This window comes from Kosakonia oryziphila (assembly GCF_900094795.1).
In the GTDB taxonomy this organism is placed as follows: domain Bacteria; phylum Pseudomonadota; class Gammaproteobacteria; order Enterobacterales; family Enterobacteriaceae; genus Kosakonia; species Kosakonia oryziphila.
Window position 1 is genome coordinate 1 of sequence record NZ_FMBC01000036.1, and the last position, 18,654, is coordinate 18,654.

Annotated in this window: 17 protein-coding genes and 1 pseudogene; all 18 read left to right on the top strand. The window is 52.4% G+C overall.

Annotation, left to right across the window (positions count from 1 at the left end; genetic code table 11):
* On the top strand, positions 1 to 548 hold a 548-nt coding region (locus GA0061070_RS16590; protein WP_139109780.1), incomplete at its 5' end, for a DUF2345 domain-containing protein.
* A 2-nt stretch (positions 549 to 550) separates the two neighbouring features.
* On the top strand, positions 551 to 2,158 hold the full coding sequence (locus tag GA0061070_RS16595; RefSeq protein ID WP_090137146.1) for an esterase/lipase family protein: 1,608 nt from the start codon (positions 551 to 553) through the stop codon (positions 2,156 to 2,158).
* The gene (locus tag GA0061070_RS16600) at positions 2,151 to 3,224 is read left to right on the top strand and encodes a T6SS immunity protein Tli4 family protein (protein WP_090137147.1); all 1,074 of its coding nucleotides are present in this window, start codon (positions 2,151 to 2,153) and stop codon (positions 3,222 to 3,224) included. Before GA0061070_RS16595 ends, GA0061070_RS16600 begins: the two co-directional genes overlap by 8 nt.
* Before the next feature lie 258 nt (positions 3,225 to 3,482).
* On the top strand, positions 3,483 to 3,776 hold the full coding sequence (locus tag GA0061070_RS16605) for a hypothetical protein (protein WP_244153157.1): 294 nt from the start codon (positions 3,483 to 3,485) through the stop codon (positions 3,774 to 3,776).
* Positions 3,773 to 4,864, top strand: coding sequence for a T6SS immunity protein Tli4 family protein (locus GA0061070_RS16610; RefSeq protein ID WP_090137148.1), 1,092 nt, complete (start codon positions 3,773 to 3,775; stop codon positions 4,862 to 4,864). Before GA0061070_RS16605 ends, GA0061070_RS16610 begins: the two co-directional genes overlap by 4 nt.
* Before the next feature lie 64 nt (positions 4,865 to 4,928).
* Positions 4,929 to 5,207, top strand: coding sequence for a PAAR domain-containing protein (locus GA0061070_RS16615; protein ID WP_090137149.1), 279 nt, complete (start codon positions 4,929 to 4,931; stop codon positions 5,205 to 5,207).
* Between the two features lie 118 nt (positions 5,208 to 5,325).
* Positions 5,326 to 5,598, top strand: coding sequence for a hypothetical protein (locus GA0061070_RS16620; RefSeq protein ID WP_244153158.1), 273 nt, complete (start codon positions 5,326 to 5,328; stop codon positions 5,596 to 5,598).
* Positions 5,599 to 5,685: 87 nt separating this feature from the next.
* Complete coding sequence (locus GA0061070_RS16625) at positions 5,686 to 6,030, top strand: DUF7079 family protein (RefSeq protein ID WP_090137151.1); 345 nt, start codon at positions 5,686 to 5,688, stop codon at positions 6,028 to 6,030.
* Positions 6,031 to 6,174: 144 nt separating this feature from the next.
* Positions 6,175 to 7,314, top strand: a complete 1,140-nt coding sequence (locus GA0061070_RS16630; RefSeq protein WP_090137152.1) for a hypothetical protein — start codon at positions 6,175 to 6,177, stop codon at positions 7,312 to 7,314.
* Positions 7,296 to 10,760 carry an ImcF-related family protein gene (locus tag GA0061070_RS16635; RefSeq protein WP_090137153.1) on the top strand — a complete coding sequence of 1,155 codons (3,465 nt, stop codon included), beginning with the start codon at positions 7,296 to 7,298 and terminating at the stop codon, positions 10,758 to 10,760. The genes GA0061070_RS16630 and GA0061070_RS16635 overlap by 19 nt, the downstream gene beginning before the upstream one ends.
* On the top strand, positions 10,760 to 12,361 hold the full coding sequence (tssA, locus tag GA0061070_RS16640) for a type VI secretion system protein TssA (RefSeq protein WP_090137154.1): 1,602 nt from the start codon (positions 10,760 to 10,762) through the stop codon (positions 12,359 to 12,361). Before GA0061070_RS16635 ends, tssA begins: the two co-directional genes overlap by 1 nt.
* 27 nt (positions 12,362 to 12,388) lie before the next feature.
* Positions 12,389 to 12,658 (top strand): annotated as a pseudogene (locus GA0061070_RS16645) (PAAR domain-containing protein); the annotation flags it as partial.
* A 108-nt stretch (positions 12,659 to 12,766) separates the two neighbouring features.
* Positions 12,767 to 14,521, top strand: a complete 1,755-nt coding sequence (gene tssF / locus GA0061070_RS16650) for a type VI secretion system baseplate subunit TssF (protein ID WP_090137156.1) — start codon at positions 12,767 to 12,769, stop codon at positions 14,519 to 14,521.
* The gene (gene tssG / locus GA0061070_RS16655) at positions 14,485 to 15,570 is read left to right on the top strand and encodes a type VI secretion system baseplate subunit TssG (protein WP_090137157.1); all 1,086 of its coding nucleotides are present in this window, start codon (positions 14,485 to 14,487) and stop codon (positions 15,568 to 15,570) included. Before tssF ends, tssG begins: the two co-directional genes overlap by 37 nt.
* The gene (gene tssJ, locus GA0061070_RS16660) at positions 15,548 to 16,093 is read left to right on the top strand and encodes a type VI secretion system lipoprotein TssJ (RefSeq protein WP_090137158.1); all 546 of its coding nucleotides are present in this window, start codon (positions 15,548 to 15,550) and stop codon (positions 16,091 to 16,093) included. Before tssG ends, tssJ begins: the two co-directional genes overlap by 23 nt.
* Positions 16,093 to 16,548, top strand: a complete 456-nt coding sequence (tssE, locus tag GA0061070_RS16665) for a type VI secretion system baseplate subunit TssE (RefSeq protein WP_090137159.1) — start codon at positions 16,093 to 16,095, stop codon at positions 16,546 to 16,548. The genes tssJ and tssE overlap by 1 nt, the downstream gene beginning before the upstream one ends.
* Positions 16,549 to 16,562: 14 nt before the next feature.
* Entirely contained in the window at positions 16,563 to 17,033 is a 471-nt protein-coding gene (locus GA0061070_RS16670; RefSeq protein WP_090137160.1) for a hypothetical protein, read from the top strand.
* Between the two features lie 102 nt (positions 17,034 to 17,135).
* Positions 17,136 to 18,518 (top strand): VasL domain-containing protein, encoded by a 1,383-nt coding sequence (locus GA0061070_RS16675; RefSeq protein WP_090137161.1) that lies wholly within the window; start codon positions 17,136 to 17,138, stop codon positions 18,516 to 18,518.
* The last annotated feature ends 136 nt before the right edge of the window (positions 18,519 to 18,654 follow it).

The following is an 18,654-nucleotide window of genomic DNA, read 5'->3' on the forward strand; positions in this document are numbered from 1 at the left end:
GCGGCAAACACACTGATTTCAGTGCACTAAAAAAATTCACCGTGGCAGCCGGGGAGAGGATAAGCCTGTTTGCCCAGAAGCTGGGTATCAAAATTTTTGCGAGCAAAGGAAAGGTGGAGATACAGGCGCAGGGCGACGAGATGACGCTGGATGCGCTGAAAGATATCCGCATCAGCAGTAGCGAAGGCAGACTGGTTATCAGCGCGAAGCAGGAAATCATCCTGACGAGCGGGGGTGGCTATATTCGTATCGCAGACGGGACGGTGGAGTGTGCGGCACCGGACAAAATCATCCAGCGGGCGGCGGTGTGGCAGAAGTTTGGCGGGCAGAGTCTGAACATGGCACTGAAGCAATTCCAGAATGGGAGCTATGAGTTACAACCCCAAATGGTATGGGCCGGCTCTGGGGATGCAATCAAAGGGCGCAAAGCCATGCTGAACAGTGGCGGGGGTAATATCGAGGTGGTGACATCGGTTTCAGGGGAAACGGCCAATCAGCCTCATCTTAATATTGAAGAAGTACAAGCCATTCTCAAGAGGGAGGATTAACCATGTCTGAATCATCCAAAATTATCAACGTCTATCCTGACTTTGACGAGTTTGGTAACGTCGGTTACCGATTGCAGAGTTATCCCAAAGGCAGTGGAATGCAATATCAGTGTATTGTTTACCCTGAACGTTTTATCCCGGTGGTATTTTTACCCGGCGTGATGGGCAGCAATTTAAAAACTAAGAGAACATCGGACAAACTTTGGCGTTTAGACAGTGCCGGGTCGGCATTAGGCTGGCTAAACAAAGGACCAGCGAGAAGGCGTACTCTACTCGACCCAACCAAGGTGGAAGTGGACTCTGATGGGCGGGTGGATGACAATCTGGCCGATCCGGGGTTTCCCTCACGACACGCACGAGGCTGGGGAGAGGCGGGGTATCTCAGTTACGGTGAATTTTTACCCTGGCTACAGCACGCTCTGGAGGATTTTGACCACTACGAAACCGGTCTGCGCTCACAACTGGTGGGGATGAGTTTGGGGCAGGAGAAAGGCGACACTCCGCTGGATGAGAAGGAAATGAAGCTGAGCTATAAGTACCGCTTTCCCTTACATGTGGTGGGCTATAACTGGCTGGACAGCATTGAGACTTCAGCGACTACCCTGCTCGCCCGCATCGAAGGTATTATCAAGGATCACCGTAGTCGGGGGATCAAATGTGAAAAGGTGATCTTGGTGACTCACTCAATGGGCGGTCTGGTGGCGCGTTACTGCTCTGAATTAGCCGGAGGTAAAAGCCTGATATTAGGGATTGCCCACGGTGTTTTACCGGCCATTGGTGCGGCATCGGCTTACCGGCGTATGAAAGCCGGGATGGAGTCTTCAGGCGTGGAAGAGTGGATTGCCGCACAAGTGCCTGGCGGCAGTGGCGCAGAGATGACGGCGGTTCTCTCCCAGTCCCCGGGGCCACTGCAGCTGCTGCCTGGCGTGGAGTACGGCATGAACTGGTTGAAAATTCAGGACGGTGAACAGACTTACACTTTACCTAAAGCTGACCCTTATACTGAAATTTATGCCGTCAGGGGTAAATGGTGGAGTCTATGTGAAGATAAGTTGATTAATCCGGCCAACAGCGCTTTTGATAAAACCAAGCTGGATAGCGACTGGAGTGCTTATGCACGGCTAATGGAAAATATAGTTCAGCCTGCCATTGAGCAGTTAAAAGGACGTTATCACAGCCATACTCACGCCTTTTATGGCGGCAGCATCCCGACTTATAGCGATTTAGTGTGGCAAAGTGAAACCCCAATGATTGATGGCTGGATCAATAAAGATCGTAAACGTAGTGCGTTAGATAGCCGCTTAATCGAGACTGGCGGCCAGACCCACACCAGCCGAACCGTTGCTACGCCGTTGCAGGGGGAAGGTTGGGCCAGCGGGATCCACCAAAAATACAGCATCGTGCCGCCTGACTCAGCTGAATTAGGGGATGGCACCGTGCCGCTGCGCTCTTCACAGATACCTGAACATTATATCCGCTCAAGGCTGCGCCTGAATGTCGCCCATGAGCCTGCTTATAAAAATAAGGCGGCGCAGCAATATACGCTGTGGGCCATTGTCAAAATAGCGCAAAATATTCAACAGACCTCGTTGAGGTACGAAAATGCATAAGAAAAAAATAGGTGTTGTGCTGGTCGTTTTAGTAGTGGCCTTTGGCCTATGGCAATGGCTGAAACCTTACCCGCCAAAACTTACCCTTACCGAGCAGGAGCATAAAGTGGTTGATAATTTACTGGTAAACCTGACCCCGCGCTGTATTGGCCGTTACCAAATAGACCTCCCGGAAAACCTTATTTCCCCTATTGGTTTGGTGATCATCAATAAACAGGAGATAGAAACCAAACGTACTTATTTACCAGCCTTTGAGCAACGCATCCGTTTACGTGAGGCCGAGTTGCGTAAAACACAGCCTATCAGCCAGGAAGATGCCCCCTTTTTAAAAAATATTTATCCTTTACCTAATGGTATGAAAGGGATTGTTTTTGAACATACAAGCAGTCAGGTATCGCCTGATGCTTTCCGTATTTTTGAGGGGTATGTGTACAATAACGGCGTGTCATTCAAAACAACAATGGAGGCAACAAACGCTGATTCAAGCCGTTATGATAAGAAAAAACAACAACTGCCGGAGGTATATACTAATGATATGTCTAAAAAACTGGCTGAATTAACCGACTTATTATCCCGCTTACAAGGTCGGCAAGAAAATGAAACGCCGGTAGGGCAAGGAGCCTGTATTCCCGATGGCTTTGTTGCCGGACCAGCGAAAGGGGAAGAAGAGATTTCATTCAATTATCAATCGAAAGTTAACCCACGGCTCTATGTCGGGTTCAGTACCAATAATTACCTGCAGGAAGATACATCCATACTGGAAAGAAGTGGTGAAATAGAATTAGGTTTATCAAAGATGGGTGGAAAAACCCTGGGTAAAGGCCGGCGTGATATCAATAATTTGGCGGCAGAAGAGTGGTTAATGGTGGGCAATGGTGAAGATGCAGCCAGCGGACATCACTTTGAGCTTAATGTTAATGAAAAGCAAGGTAGTCCTAAGACGCCATTCTTAAGTATAGAGTTAAATCACGGCCCATTACCCGATGAAGCCTTAACAGCCAATGAAGTGATGGCGTTCTGGCAAACGCTGACTTCAACCTTGCGTATGCGACCAGGGGCGATTTAATTCCGCTTGCGCAAAATATTCAACCGACCTGGTTGAGGTACGAAAATGCATAAGAAAAAAATAGGTGTTGTGCTGGTCGTTTTAGTAGTTGGCACAGGCTGAAACCTTATAGGTTTAGTTGATAAGCCTGTTCGCAAGTTTATTTCTAAATTAGAAAAGGAGGGGTACCATCCAAACACCTATTCTTTCTATGGTCATAAAATTGCCTCCGATGGCACCCTGGCGTGGAAAAAAACGTCCATCCATTATCTGAAAAATATGCATGAGAGCGAGAGGAAGCTGCCCAACAACTACCGGGAGATCCCCCTGCCTTTTAATCGTTCTCAGATGTATGTGATCACCTCATCAAAAACGCCGGGCGATGGCACGGTGCCGGTGGAATCGCTGGGCACCATTTGCCGCAACAGCGAAATCAAAAGCGTTCTGGCAACCGGTGTTGATCACCAGGGAGCCTACGACGTCAGCAGCCTGAAGGATATAAAAGACAGACCGGCCCTGCAGTTTACGCTCAGGGCCATTGTGAAAATGGTTCAGGAGATCCCGATCCCATGAAGGCTATTCGTCAGCTTGCAGCATTATCTCTTATGGCGGGCAGCATGTTTTTTATTGCCCAGGCTAAGGCATCCACGTCAGTGCAGAAGGACAGTCCAGTGATAAATACTTTATTTGCGCAAACCAAACCGCAGTGCATCGGGCGCTATGTGATTGACGTTCCGGAGTCGTTTAACAATCAGCTTCACGATATGATTTTTATCGATGATTTTAAAATTGAAAGTAAACCTCTCTATCCACCCGCATTTAAACAGCGGGTACAGTTAAGAGAGCAGGCGCTGCGCGATGCCATTAATAAACCGGGTAACAGGCCTGAAAATGCCCCTTTTTTAAAAGAGGTCGTTCTCCTTCCTGATGGCAAAGGTGCTATTTTCGATCATAATGAATCGGGTACTCCGGATATATACAGGCAACTGGAAGCTCATGTTTATTCCGGCATGACAGCCTTTGTGATTACTACAGATATTCGTGATTTTTCAGATAAAAAGCACAGTGAAAAAAAATCAAAATATCTAGCCAGAGGCTTTACTGAGGCCGATGCAAATACCAAACCAGCCAAGCTGGCGGCCTTACAGTCTCTGATATCACGGCTGAGTGGCAGAAAAGATGAGGATATTCCGTCTGGCAAGGGGGTATGTATTCCGAATGGGTTTATCCGGGATGATGGCGGAAAGCATAAAGAAAGTCTCACATTCCGGTATGAAAATGATGATTTTGTTTTTGGTGTTGATATGGATAATACAATCAAGGGTTCAGACGACACGTTGTTTAACCGCAGTGCGCAAATTAATGAGGCACTTAAAACATCAAATCAGTACACCATTAAGAAAGTGGCACTCTCACCAAACGGTATTCCGGCGGAGTCATGGCTGTTTGGTGGCACCCAGACTATCAGAAATACGGAGACGGGAAAGGATGAAAAGAACACATTCTATAATTTTATGCTTTATGCTAATGAGCGTGATGCGACACCGAATAAGCCGAACCTTAACATTGGGTTCGGCAGTGAGTATAAAAAAACACGTTACAGCGAAGCGCAGATGATTGAAATCTGGGACAGGCTGGTGAACTCCCTGCGTTATAAGTAGCTGCTAGTGAAATTAGTAGTGCTTCCCGTATACTTCCACAATATTTGAAAATAGAGGATACATAATGAGTGTCGGTTATTTTTTAAGAGTTGGTGATAGTACCACCTGCGGTGGGAAGATCCTTACCGGAGATTCAACGTTTCAATGGCACGGCGTTCCTGCTGCCAGAGAAGGCGATATGGTTAACTGCGGTAAGCACCCGGGAGCGTACAAAATCTTAGGCGGAGCTGCAGATACATTCGATGGAGGCCAGGTTCTGGCGGGGTCACTTGACAGCTTTAGCTCTTGCCCATGTCACGCGAAATTTATCCCTGGTATTCCGGATAGCTATTCTAAGGCCTAAGGAAGATGTGGGGGTATTTGAAAAAAACTATCTCCACTGAAAAATTCAACCACTGCATCCCTCTGAGATAGAAGATAAAAAGGAATGTTTAATAAAGGATAAATCTCAATGTAGCTTATTGCTTGCCGGCCTGATATCTCTGATTTTCAACACCACTTGCCAAACGAAAGCGGTCACCGTTGAACGTAATAAAAACATTCAAATAGTTAATCCATTCTCGGGTTCAAGCCCTGATGGGCAATGCTATAAAATAACTGCTGAAAATAAATATTGTTATGGTTGTCTGGATAAAGATGGTCATCCATTACAAATTCCTGAAACTGAAAATAAGGATATCAAAATTAGCCTGAGATTATTAAAAGATAGCGATTGCAAAGAAAAAGGAATCTAATATTCACTGACGGCCAAGTAATGAGCAGGACAGAGCTCCGTTCTGAGCGGCAGGCAGTCCGTGGAAGGAAATTGAGGAGTTTACAACGTGGAAGATAAACTAGTTTACTTCGATTTATGTGGCGCACTATCAGATATATTTGTAGATAACAAAGTTGATTTTAAACACATTTCCTCAATAGCGAAAAATTTCCCTGTTACTATAATTGAAGAGGCTTTATTTGAATGGGTTGCCCCTGTTTGTTACGCGAATCTCATGACCCCAGCACCTTCGGTATGGAATGGGTTTGATAAAAAAGCTTTATGGATTGATATTTGCAACTATAGAAATAAAAATGGCTTCGCCGAAATATGTAAGCATAAGTTGCTCGTATCTATTTTCAAAATAACTTACAAGAAAGAATGGCTGACTCTGAAAAATGAAATGCTATAGCGCTAACTCTAAAATAACGTATGGTTAGTATTTTATTTGATGTTTTAATAAATAGCATGACATTCAGTTAATCTGGATCGTTGTGCATGATTCTTTTAATTTCTCTTTAGTCTTTAATGAAATATACAAATATCGAGTTTTACTATGGCATGGCCTATACCTGATATTCCTGATAAAAAATCTCTTCCACCACCAAAGTTCTGGTTCTGGATAATAGTATTAGTACTGATGTTAATAGTGGGTGCTATTTCCAGCTTATGGATCTGGAATAAGGCAACTTATGCTGAAGTTTTCTTCTACGGTGCTCTACCCGCATTGTTGATTTGGTTATGCTTATTCGGGGGGCTGTTTAATCGCTACGAGCAGTCTGTCGCAGCTAGTCGGGCCTGGGATTTCGAAAGAGAGCAAACCAAAGCTGAATGGCGCAACTGGAGTCGACAGCAGCTTGCCGTTGTTGGCAATGTTTTGTTTTCTCCGGAAGAGAAAGGAATGGAGGCACTATTGGACGAGTTGGAAAAGGTTCCTGCATTTCCTAAAAAGGCTCGTCCATTATTCAACTCCCAGCATAGCTTTCAAGATTTCATGAAGGAAACAGACAGAAAGCTGGAGTTGCAACATCCCGGATATCGTTATTCCCTGCACTCTGTTTATGTTTACCAGTCGGCAGATCGGATTGACGAAAAACGCATTGAGTTAATTTCTCAACAATGGGATCTCATTCCCAATTTAATCTATTCCATGAAGACTATAGATTCTTTATATGATGAAAAGAATTTTGATGGGCTGATATTAATACTTTGTCTTCAGGACTGGCCTCATCGGCTCAGCGGGCAGTCAAGTGAGTTTATTTCTGCTCAGCTCCTTACGTCATCTGCTTATGCTCGTCAGCATTCATTGCCTGCTATCGCTGGCATAACTCGTATGATGCCAATGGAAGCCGGGAAACTTGTTGATGAGTTAGATATGTTATTTGAATATATTCAGCCTGATAAGCAGAGTCTGGAATTCGTTTGGCTGTTGGGGACTGCTGAAAAAACTGCCTCAGAAATAATGCAATATGCAACTCTCCATCAGTGGTCGCTGCCGGAGAAAAGGCCTCTGCATTCTATCGATCTCTCCTTTGGACCTCCTGGAGAGATGGCTTTGCCACTTTCCTTAGCCATGATGGTGGAAGCCGCCAGCAAAACGGGTAAGGATCAGCTGTTGGTGAATCAGACGCCGCAACAAACAGGGACACTTTGTTTTATTACCAGGGAGCTTTACGCATGCCCGCACAAAAAATAATGCCAAATGCACGCTATGGCTCATGGGGATATTTCCTTCTGATTGTCGGTCTGGCGGGGATAAGCGCTTTTCTGCTTTTTATCAATCAGGAGAGTTTGAACAACCTCGGGATTTCAACTCAAAAAATCTGGATGATCTGGGGAGCCGTGTTTGCCGTCTTGCTCTTTGGCCTGATTGGTTCACCTGTATGGTGGCGATGGAAGCAGAGAAAAAATCAGGTGGTCTATAAGCCACAGGTGTCAGGCGAGAAGCTTGCACTGCCCTCAGCTGTGGGCCGTGATGCGAGTCAATTATTCTCCAGTCTTAAGAATCATCTTCGAACCCGCTACAGATTTTTCTGGTGCCGCAAAGTCCGTCTGCTGCTGATCACTGGCGATGAGGCGGCAATCGAACTGCTGGTGCCTGGTCTGCAGGAAAACCAGTGGCTTGAAGGTAACCGTACTGTTCTGATTTACGGCGGCAGTCTGACTGCTGAGGCCGATAAGGAAAAATATACCGCCCTGCGTAAACTGCGCCGCGGTCGTCCACTGGACGGTATTGTACGTGTCATGCCGCAGTCGCTTAATCTCACGCCACAAATCAGCGACAACGATTTACGCGGGCTGGAAAAAATCAGTGAGCTGCTCCGTTATTCCGCTCCGGTCTGGCTGTGGCAGCTGTGCGACAGCAAGTGGTCGCAGGTAAAGCGCCCTGAACAGACGGTAGGGGCCACTTTCCCGCTTCGTGCTAAGCCTGACGATATTACCCGCCAGCTTGAACTGATGCTGCCGGCCCTGCGAACGCAGGGCGTGAGCCAGGTTGCTGAGAACAACCGCCACGATTTCCTGCTGCGCCTGGGCCAGCACCTCAAAGAGGGCGGTATCGCCCGCTGGGCACAGCAGTTGTTGCCATGGCTGTCGGTCTCTCAGCAACGTGTTCCGCTGCGTGGTTTGATGTTCAGCCTGCCTGAGAATAGACCCGCCGCTATCGCAGGAGAAACAGTCGGTGCGGCACCTGCCGACGCTGAGAAATATATCCCTGAATCGCAACACCATGCGCTGACCCTGCCGTTAACCTGGCAGGGCATTGTGGATGACTGCACCCATGTTCGTGGCCGCCGTGTTGGTATGGCGTGGGAACAGACGCTGGCCTGGACGCTGATGGCCATTATCGGTGTCTGGGGGGCGGGGACACTGCTGTCGTTTGTGCTGAACTACGGACAAATTTCTTCTGTGGCGGCAAAAGCACGAGACCTGGTGGAACATCCTGCGGTTTCTGATAATCAACTCACTGCAATGTACGAACTGCGAAATGCCGCTGGTCGATTACAGCATAACGTCCGGGATGGTTCACCGTGGTATCAGCGCTTCGGTCTGGACCATAACCAGCAACTGCTCGACGCGATGTTGCCCTGGTACGGCGTGGCAAACAACCGCCTGATACGCGACCCTGCGAATCAGGCGCTGATACAGAAACTCAGCGCGCTGGCAAACTCAGCCCCCGGCAGCGACCAGCGTGCACAACTGGCGAAACCAGGCTATGACCAGCTGAAGGCCTGGCTGATGATGGCCCGCCCGGATAAAGTCGACGGCGTGTTTTACGCCCGGACACTGAAAACCGTGCAGCCGACACGCAGGGGTATCTCCACCGGGCTGTGGCAAAGTCTGTCACCGGATTTGTGGGACTTCTACATCTCTGAACTGCCAGAGCAACCGCAGTGGAAAATTACGCCGGATGCGCAACTGGTCAGCCAGAGCCGCCAGGTGCTGTTACAGCAAATTGGACGGCGTAACGCTGAAAGTACGCTTTACGGGAACATGCTCAAATCCGTGCGTCGTAACTTTGCTGATGTTTCTCTGGAAGACATGACCAGCGGCACCGACGCGCGACGACTGTTCACTACCGATGAAGTCGTACCGGGGATGTTCACCCGTCAGGCCTGGGAAGGTGGTATTCAGCAGGCCATTGAGAAGGCGGCAACGTCGCGCCGCGATGAGATTGACTGGGTGCTGAGCGACAGCCGAAAAGCTGTCTCCTCAGACCTGTCGCCGGAAGCCCTGAAAGCCCGACTCACCCGGCGCTATTTCACCGACTTTGCCGGTAGCTGGCTGAGCTTCCTTAACAGCCTGCGACTTAATCCGGCAAACAACATTGCGGACGTTACCGATCAGCTGACGCTGATGAGCGATGTCCGCCAGTCGCCACTGATTGCCCTGATGAATACCCTCGCCTGGCAGGGGCAGACCGGCCAGCAAAGCGAAGGCCTTTCGGACTCCATCATCAAATCGGCTAAAGACCTCGTAGGCGGAAAAGACAAACCTGCGATTGACCAGTCTGCGTCAGGGCCGCAGGGGCCACTGGATGAAACCTTTGGCCCACTGCTGACGCTTCTGGGTAAAAACAAAGGCAGTAACGTCATGTCGGCTGACAACTCGCTGAGCCTGCAGACGTATCTGACCCGCATCACCCGCGTGCGTCTGCGCCTGCAACAGGTGGCCAGCGCCTCCGACCCGCGGGAGATGATGCAGGCTCTGGCGCAGACCGTATTCCAGGGCAAAAGTGTGGACCTCACTGATACTCAACAGTATGGCAGCCTGATTTCCGCGAGTCTGGGTGAAGAATGGAGTGGTTTTGGCAACACGATGTTTGTGCAGCCGCTGACCCAGGCCTGGGAGACTGTCCTCCAGCCGTCGGCGGCGAGTCTGAATGACAAATGGAGCCGCTCGGTGGTGGCGAACTGGCACACGGCATTTGACGGACGCTTCCCGTTTGCCGCGAGCAGGAGTGACGCCTCTCTGCCGATGCTGGCTGAATTTGTGCGCAAGGACAGCGGGCGTATTGAGCGCTTCCTGACCACGGAACTCAGCGGTGTGCTGCACAAAGAGGGCAGCCAGTGGGTACCGGATAAGGTCAACAGCCAGGGGCTGAGCTTTAACCCGGCCTTTCTGCGGGCGATTAATCAACTGAGCCAGTTGTCAGACATTCTGTTCACCGACGGCAGTCAGGGCATCAGCTTCGAGCTGCAGGCACGCCCGGTACCACAGGTGGTGGAAACTCAGTTGTCCATTGATGGACAAAAGCTGCACTACTTTAACCAGATGGCTGACTGGCACTCCTTCCGCTGGCCGGGAGACACTTACAAACCAGGGACCATGCTGACCTGGACCACGGTCAGCGCCGGAGCACGTCTGTTCGGGGATTACAGCGGAACCTGGGGCTTTATTCGCTGGCTGGATCAGGGCAAGCGTCAGCAGATTGACCGCAGCCAGTGGATGATGAGCTTTACCACGCCTGATGGTCGAACCCTGCAGTGGGTGTTGCGCTCACAACTTGGAAAAGGTCCGCTGGCGCTGCTGGATCTGCGCGGTTTCACGCTGCCGGATCAGATATTCAGTGTCGACAGCGCGGCCACCGCTCAGGCGATGATGGCTAATACGGGAAACAATGACATGGAGGGGAGCGAATAATGAGCACACTGCAGAATCTGGTTGCCGCCTGTCAGGCAGATGAAACACTGCTGCGGCAACAGGCGCAGCCACGCACGGAAAACTGGCAGCCCTGGCTTGCCCAGGTCAGTGAAGCGGGCCCGACCGGGGAAGACCCGGGATATGACGATGATTTCCAGCGTATCCGCGAGGAGGTCAATAAGCTCTCCGGTATCGATACCGGGCTGATTTGCACGCTTGCCGAAAAGCTGCTGACCAATACCGCCAAAGATATCCGGGTTGCGACTTATTACTGCTGGGCGCGCCTGCACCAGGATGGCGAAGCCGGCTTTGCCGAAGGGCTTGAACTGCTGGCGGGATTACTGCAGCGCTACGGCATGCAGCTTCATCCACAGCGGGACCGCAGCCGCAAGGCCGCGCTGGAATGGCTCGCCGGTACCCGTGTCCTGGACTGTCTGTCACTGTACCCGGAGGTCGTACGCGAGGATGCACAGCGTACCACCGGGGCGTTGCTGTTGATCCGCGACAGTCTGGAGACCGAGCCGGAAGCGTCGCGGCCGGAGCTCAATGCGCTTTACAGAGCTTTGGAGTCCCGCCTGATGAAAGGCGGGGGCGTGGATGCGGTGGTGCCGCAGAACGCCAGCAGCCAGACAGGCGCGCAGCCGTCATCTCACGTGACAGAGTCGGATGCACCGATGTTGAACCGCATCACTTCCGGCCAGGATTTGCTGGCCCAAGCCCGTACCCTGACGGGGTACCTGCGTGAGCAGCCCGATGGCTGGCTTGCCGCACACCGGCTGATGAAAAGCCTGCGTCATGACACGTTGCACAGTATTCCTGCCCCGGATGCACAGGGGAAAACCCGAATCGAACCGCCCCGTGCAGACCAGCGGGCGATGCTCAAACGCCTGTATCTGCAGCAGAACTGGTCTGAAATTATGGAGCAGGCAGACAGCGCCTTTTCGCGTGGTGCCAACCACCTGTGGCTGGATTTGCAGTGGTATATCCACCAGGCCCTGATGAAATCGGGGCAGGATATACTGGCCGACATCATCGCCGCCGACCTGAAAGGGTTGCTGCGCCGCCTTACCGGACTTGAAACGCTGGCCTTTAATGACGGTACGCCGTTTGCTGATGAAGTGACGCTGAACTGGATAAACCAGAGCGTGCTGGACGATATGTCCGGCTGGCGGGATGAACCGGTCAGTGCCGCCAGCATGGGTGACAACGATATTCTGGCGCTTGAGCCTGAAGCGCTGGAGAAAGCGGACAGCGAAGGACTGGATGCCACACTTCACTGGCTACAGACACGCCCGGGCACCGACTCCACAAAAGACAGATGGTTGCTGCGTTTGCTGATGGCCCGCGTGGCCGAGCAGAAGGGCAAAAATGAACTGGCCCTGCATCTGTTGGGTGAACTCGACGGGGCTGCTCAGTCCATCACTCTCACGCAGTGGACACCGGCGCTGTTGTTTGAAGTGAAATCGCGCCGCCTCAGGCTGCTGCGCATGAAAGCCGCCCGCAGTGAAACCGATAAATCGCGGTTACAGCCAGAGATGGATTTGCTTCTGTCCGGTCTGATTGCGCTCGATCCGGCCAGCAGTGCTGTGCTTTGTGGTTGAATGGTTGATGCACTCAGGGAGTGAAAAATGGCGAAAGGTTATTATCTGGTAAAGGGTGACATGACCACCTGCGGTGGAAAAATTATTGAAGGTGATCCGACCGATACCGTCATGGGGGTCCCTGTTGCCCGGGAGCAGGAGAATGTGACCTGTGGAAAGCATGCCGGGACTTACAAAATAGTGGGACATATCCCGAACAATAATGCCAACGGGCGAAAATATGCCGGCTCGCTGCACAGTTCCAGCAGTTGTCCCTGCGGCGCAAAATTTATCCCTTCCCGGCATGAACGTACTTACGGTGGATAATCACACTGCCAGCCATCGTGATGTTCCTGCACCGCATGCTGAACATATTACAGGGTACCGCTGAGCCCTGCCCCCCCAGGATAACAAAGCAGAAATATTATGAATGACTTAACCCTGCGTTATTATGACGCTGAAATGCGCTATCTGCTGGAAGCCGGTGAAGAGTTTGCCCGTGCTCACCCCGAGCAGGCGGCAATGCTCAATCTCGATAAAGCGGGGGCGCGTGACCCGTACGTGGAGCGTCTGTTTGAAGGCTTTGCCTTCCTGATGGGGCGTTTACGTGAAAAGCTCGATGATGACCTTCCGGAGCTGACGGAAGGGCTGGTCAGCCTGTTGTGGCCGCATTACCTGCGCACCATTCCGTCGATGTCAGTGGTGGAGTTCACACCCGACTGGCGCGAGATGAAAGAGCCGATGCGGATCGCGAAAGGTTTCGAGGTGCTTTCCAGACCAATTGGTGAAAAGGGCACACGCTGCCGTTACACCACCACGAAAGAGATCGACCTTCAGCCGCTGTCGCTGGAACATGCCCGTCTGTCGACCGATGCGGATGGTCGTTCTGTTGCCACTTTGCGTATTAACTGCAGCGAGCTCGCGGACTGGAGCCGTATCGATCTCAGTCATATTCCTTTCTATCTCAATGCTGATGCGCCGCTGGCCTGCGCCATGCACGAAGCGTTCACCATGAATGTGGCCCGGATATGGCTGCGAATGCCTGGCGATGCGGAAAGAAGACCGCTGGCCGGGCATTTCACTGCACTGGGGTTTGGTGATAACGATACCCTCTGGCCGAAGGGCAACAGCAGTTTTAGCGGCTATCAGTTGCTGCTGGAGTATTTCACCTTCCGCGAGAAGTTCATGTTCACCGGCCTGCGTGGGCTGGAAACCGTGGAATTTCCGGCTGCGCTTCCCTGGTTTGAAATCGACGTGGTACTGGCGGAACGCTGGGAGCATGACTTCAGCTTTACCGAAAAGCATCTGCGCCTGAACTGTGTGCCGGTGATTAACCTGTTCCCGCTGGAGTCTGACCCACTGACGCTCAACTCCCTGCAGACCGAATACATGCTGCGCCCGATGCGCGTGCAGGATGGCCATACCGAGATATACGCGGTCGATTCAGTAATGTCATCGAGCCAGCATACTTACGTGCCGTTCTCAAGCTTTCGCCACAAAGGCGGAATGATGCGCCATGAAGCGCCGGAATATTACTACCACACCCGTGTGCGCCGTGGTCCGTCCGGCCTGCATAACACCTGGCTTATCCTCGGCGGTGAAGCGTTTGATAATCACACGGTGCCGGAAGACGAAAGCCTGTCGCTGACACTGACCGGCACCAACGGCCAGCTACCTCGTCGGGCGTTGCAAAGTACCGTACTCGATACGGTAATGAAAACCACCTCGGCCAGTATCGCTGTGTGTAACCTGTGTGCGCCGACGCTGCCCTGTTATCCCCCGGCGCAGGACCGCTTTCACTGGCGCGTGTTGAGCCACCTCGGCAGTGGATTCCTGTCGATGATGGATAATGCCGACGTGCTGCGTGGCACCCTGGCACTGTATGAATGGACCGACAGTGAGATGAACCGCCGTCGTCTGGAAGCGATTATCGACGTGAAGCACAGTGAAACCGAGCGCTTTGAGCAGGGCTACCTGGTACGCGGCGTGCAGATTGAGGTGACGCTGGACAGCCACGGCTTTGCCGGACGCGGCGATATCTGCCTGTTTGGCGAGATGCTGAGCCGCTTCTTCGCGCTCTACACTGACATCTATCTGTTTAACCACCTGATTATTATTCTGCAACCGACCGGAGAGCGCCTGGAATGGGAAGAGAAACACAACCGCCGCATTCCCGGCTGACCCCGCGACTGGAAGCCGACCTTCACCGCATTAACTTTTACCGTTTCTGCCAGTTGCTGGAGAAACGTAATCCGGATCGGCCGCTGATGGGCTCAACCAGCCATCCCTGTGATGACCCGGTGCGGTTTGCGCCGCATCCGGGGATGGGTTTCCCTGCCAGTGAACTGAAGGCTGTCGAATATGACGAGGATGATGACAGCAAGCCACCGCTCATCCGCGCCACGTTTATGGGGATGTATGGTGTTGATTCACCGCTACCGACTGCCTATCTCGACGACATTACCCAGCGCCGTGAAGGGCATGAGGCGCTGCAGGGCTTTCTGGATATCTTCAGCCACCGCATCCTGACGCAGTTTTATCGCATCTGGCGAAAATACTCTTACCCGGCCACATTCGAGCCCGGCGGTACGGACAGCATCTCGCAGTCGTTGCTGGGCCTGGTGGGGCTGGGCATACCGGGCACCGCCGAACATATCGCCACCCCGGTATCCCGCTTTCTGTCGCTGCTGGGCGTACTCCAGCAGCCAGGTAAAACCCAGGAGGGGATGCAGGCACTGGTGGGCCTGCTGGCGCCCGATACCAGGGTGCAGGTGAGCCCGTATTGCCTGCGGCCTGTCGGGGTCAGTCAGCCGCTGGGCTTTTACGGCGATGATGATTTTCTGCTGGACGGCAACACGCCTCTGGATGATGAAGCGATGGATGCCAACAGCCAGTTGCTGATTGCGCTCACGACGGATAACGAACAGGAAGCACGGGGCTGGAAGCCGGATGGTCTGCTGTATCAGGACTTTCTGGTGCTGCTGCGTGTGTATCTGGGCTGGCGCTTTAAGGCAAAAATCACCTTGACCACCCGGACCTGCCTGCTGGCAGTGCCGCCGCTTGGCGACGGCCCTTTCTGGTTGGGCATGAACGGCGTACTGGGTGTGGAGGGTGATGAACTCCCGGAGGATATCCCGCAGACCTTTACGACCGAACTGGGTTACTACACCGGGCTGGAGCCCGCGACACCACAACAAGGAAACCGACGTGTTACGTACAAGTTTGATTAAATCCGTATGCTGGCTACCTGCACTGCTGGCATTCAGCCTGGCGGGCTGCGGGATGACACAGGGCATTACCGATGGCACCAAATCGGCCTTTAACGCCATGTTCTACAAAAAGATTAAGGTACTGCATCTGGATTTCACGGCGCGTGAAGCGCTGAATACCGACTCCCGCGAGAGTAACTCGCTGTCTGAACCAGTGGTTCTTCGTATTTATCAACTGAAAGACCGTAAAACCTTCGACAAAACGGTCTACCAGCAGTTGCTGAAAGAGGGGGACACCATTCTGAAAGCTGACCTGCTGGCCAGCCGCGATGTGGTGGTAAAACCCGGCGGTGATGTGAACCTCAATATGCCGATGGAGACCGATGCGCAGTTTGTGGCAGTGGCAGGGCTGTTCCGCCATCCGGATATGATCAACAACACCTGGAAACAGGTAATTCAACGCGAAGACCTTGACCCGGATAAGCCGCGCATTCTGGAAGCAGGTAACAATCATCTGACGCTACTACCGCTTAAGGACAACTGATGCCACAGGGACACAATACGCCATCGCTGTATGAAATGCTCTGTGGCAATTTTACCGGTGGCCTCGGCCTCCATCAGGTCAGTGAAGAAAATCAGGTCATCCTGTCGGTGCTGGATAACATGCAGCGTATCCTCAACTGTCGTGCCGGCACGCTGGCGCATCTGCCGGACTACGGTCTGCCGGATATGACCAGAGTTCTCCAGGGCATGCCCGGTACCGCCCATGAGCTGATGGGTACCCTGTCGGCGGTCCTGCTCAAATATGAGCCGCGTCTGAAAAAAATTACTGTCGTCCTGCTGGAGCAGAACGTCCCCGGCGAGTTGCGTTATGCCATTGACGCTGAGCTGAAGAGCACTGGTCTGGTGCGCTATGGCACTGAGTTTATGCCTGAAGGGCGGGTATTACTCCGGCACCTGAAGAACCAGCAGTATCTCAACACAACAACCGGTATGTAAGGCCAGATAACACCATGTCAGTAAAATCACAGTTCCTCAAAAAACTGCAGGCCGGACAACCTGCACCGGCTCCCGCAGGCAGCAGGAGTCAGGCTGATATTGCGGAGTTCCGTCTGCGAATGTCGCAACTTCAGGAGCAGATGGCGGCGTGGCTGGCAGATACCGGACTGAATGCGGAGACGCTGTCTGTATCCGTCACGGACCTGCTGGCGGAGGGCGGGGCTTTTGAGATTTCCGCTGTCGTACTGCGTTATGGCGACCGGGTCGTAAAGTTTGTGCCGGTATTTCTGTACGGCCAGGGCGTGACCGGATGCGTGGAGGCGACCTTTCATAGTGAAGGGCACGTGACTTTCCTTGGTCGTCTGTTCATGCGGTCAGGCAGTCTGAACGACTGGAGCTTTACTCCGCCTGGTGCTTTATCCCGGCCTGCACAGCGTTTTGATGACAGCACTTTTTTTGGTCTGATTTTCGCGCTTCTGCCATAGCGGCCAGAGGCCGGGTTTTTGCAGAGCCTTTGTAAGCAGAAAGCGACGCCGCATACACAATCCTCTTCCACCGCTTCAGATACACCACATGGACAACTGGTCATGGACATCACCCAACGAAAAATCAAAACCGGCGGCGACCCGCGTACACTGGCGGATTATGCCGCCCTGCGCGATGAACTGAGCAAGCTGGCACATCCGGCGCGTCCTGATGTGAACTGGCACTATGTCGAAAAACTGTGCCTCTCACTGTTTGAACAAAATGGTGTGGAGCTACAGACCGTGGCCTGGTATACGCTGGCCCGCACACATCTGGCCGGATTATTCGGTCTCAATGAAGGTCTGGCGATACTGGAAGCACTGATAAGCCATCAGTGGGGGGCGCTGTGGCCTCAGCCAGTACATGCCCGCATGGAAATCCTCAGCAGTCTGAGCCAGCGCCTGCAGCAACTGATGCGTATGCTTCCGCTGAATTACAGTGACCTCAGCCAGCTTTATCGCGCCGAACAACTGCTTACCGGTCTGGGGGGCGTGTTACAGCGTCTGGAGCTTAAACACCTGAGCCAGTTTGATACCCTGCGTACCCTGATGCACAACAGTGCTGTCCGGCTGGAAAACAGTGATGACACAACCAGCACCGGACCGGATACTCAGTCTGGTATCGTGTTATCTGCCACCGTGATGAATGCTGCGGGAATATCAACAGGCCCCCGTGCCGGTAGCCCGTCTGAAGATATCCGGGCACCGGACAGCACAGTAAAGTGGGTGTACGTTGCACAGCCAGAACGCCAGGTGAATGTGGAGGTGCTGCCGGCAATGCCCGCTCCGGCAAAACCATGGAAATCCTTCGCCGCCGGGATGTGTACCATGCTGGTGGTCAGCGCCGTCACAGTGTGGAGCTGGCAGTATCTTCACCGGCCAGACCCGCTACAGACTCAGCTTGCAGCATCCCTGGCACCATTACCCGCAATACTTACGCCGGAACAACTGGAGATGTTGCACCAGCAATCCCTGTTACCACAAACGGTGATTGCACAAACACAGCAGCAGCTTGCCCGGCTGGATAAATTGCCACCTGACTGGAACATCGCTTACAGCAAAAAACTCACCGAACAGGTTCAGTCGTTGTGGCCGGAGCAGGCTAAGCCCTTGGTACAACAGTGGCAGCAACAGATTAATGTCTCAGTACTTCCTGTCGATACAATGAACGGCTGGCATGAAGGTATGACGCAGCTTCAGGCTCTTGCCGATAAACTGAATGCACTTGATGGTCAGAAGGGAAAATATATCACCGTCAGTGAGCTTAAATCGCAGATTTTTGGCATGCTGACAAGCTTCCGGCAGACCGTCCCGGTGGAAGAACAGCTTCGGCAGTTGAAGCTGCTCCCTGAAGGTTCACCGCTTCGTCAGCAGCAGATTCAGCAGGCTGAGCAGCACCTCCGGGCTCAAATCTCTACGCTGGCGCAGGAGAAACAGAGTGACTAATACCAGGGAGGTTTGACATGGTAGATAAAACGCAGCGTCACCTTAATCACCGGACACGGTGGACGATAGCCGAAATTACGTTTGTGGAACAACACTATGGTCAGCTGTCTGCCCGTGAAATCGGGGAGCGGCTTGG

Coding starts and splice junctions, on each gene's coding strand:
- GA0061070_RS16595 (WP_090137146.1), top strand. CDS start 551: ATGTCTGAATCATCCAAAATTATCAACGTCTATCCTGACTTTGACGAG.
- GA0061070_RS16600 (WP_090137147.1), top strand. CDS start 2,151: ATGCATAAGAAAAAAATAGGTGTTGTGCTGGTCGTTTTAGTAGTGGCC.
- GA0061070_RS16605 (WP_244153157.1), top strand. CDS start 3,483: ATGCATGAGAGCGAGAGGAAGCTGCCCAACAACTACCGGGAGATCCCC.
- GA0061070_RS16610 (WP_090137148.1), top strand. CDS start 3,773: ATGAAGGCTATTCGTCAGCTTGCAGCATTATCTCTTATGGCGGGCAGC.
- GA0061070_RS16615 (WP_090137149.1), top strand. CDS start 4,929: ATGAGTGTCGGTTATTTTTTAAGAGTTGGTGATAGTACCACCTGCGGT.
- GA0061070_RS16630 (WP_090137152.1), top strand. CDS start 6,175: ATGGCATGGCCTATACCTGATATTCCTGATAAAAAATCTCTTCCACCA.
- GA0061070_RS16635 (WP_090137153.1), top strand. CDS start 7,296: ATGCCCGCACAAAAAATAATGCCAAATGCACGCTATGGCTCATGGGGA.
- tssA (WP_090137154.1), top strand. CDS start 10,760: ATGAGCACACTGCAGAATCTGGTTGCCGCCTGTCAGGCAGATGAAACA.
- tssF (WP_090137156.1), top strand. CDS start 12,767: ATGAATGACTTAACCCTGCGTTATTATGACGCTGAAATGCGCTATCTG.
- tssG (WP_090137157.1), top strand. CDS start 14,485: ATGGGAAGAGAAACACAACCGCCGCATTCCCGGCTGACCCCGCGACTG.
- tssE (WP_090137159.1), top strand. CDS start 16,093: ATGCCACAGGGACACAATACGCCATCGCTGTATGAAATGCTCTGTGGC.
- GA0061070_RS16670 (WP_090137160.1), top strand. CDS start 16,563: ATGTCAGTAAAATCACAGTTCCTCAAAAAACTGCAGGCCGGACAACCT.
- GA0061070_RS16675 (WP_090137161.1), top strand. CDS start 17,136: ATGGACATCACCCAACGAAAAATCAAAACCGGCGGCGACCCGCGTACA.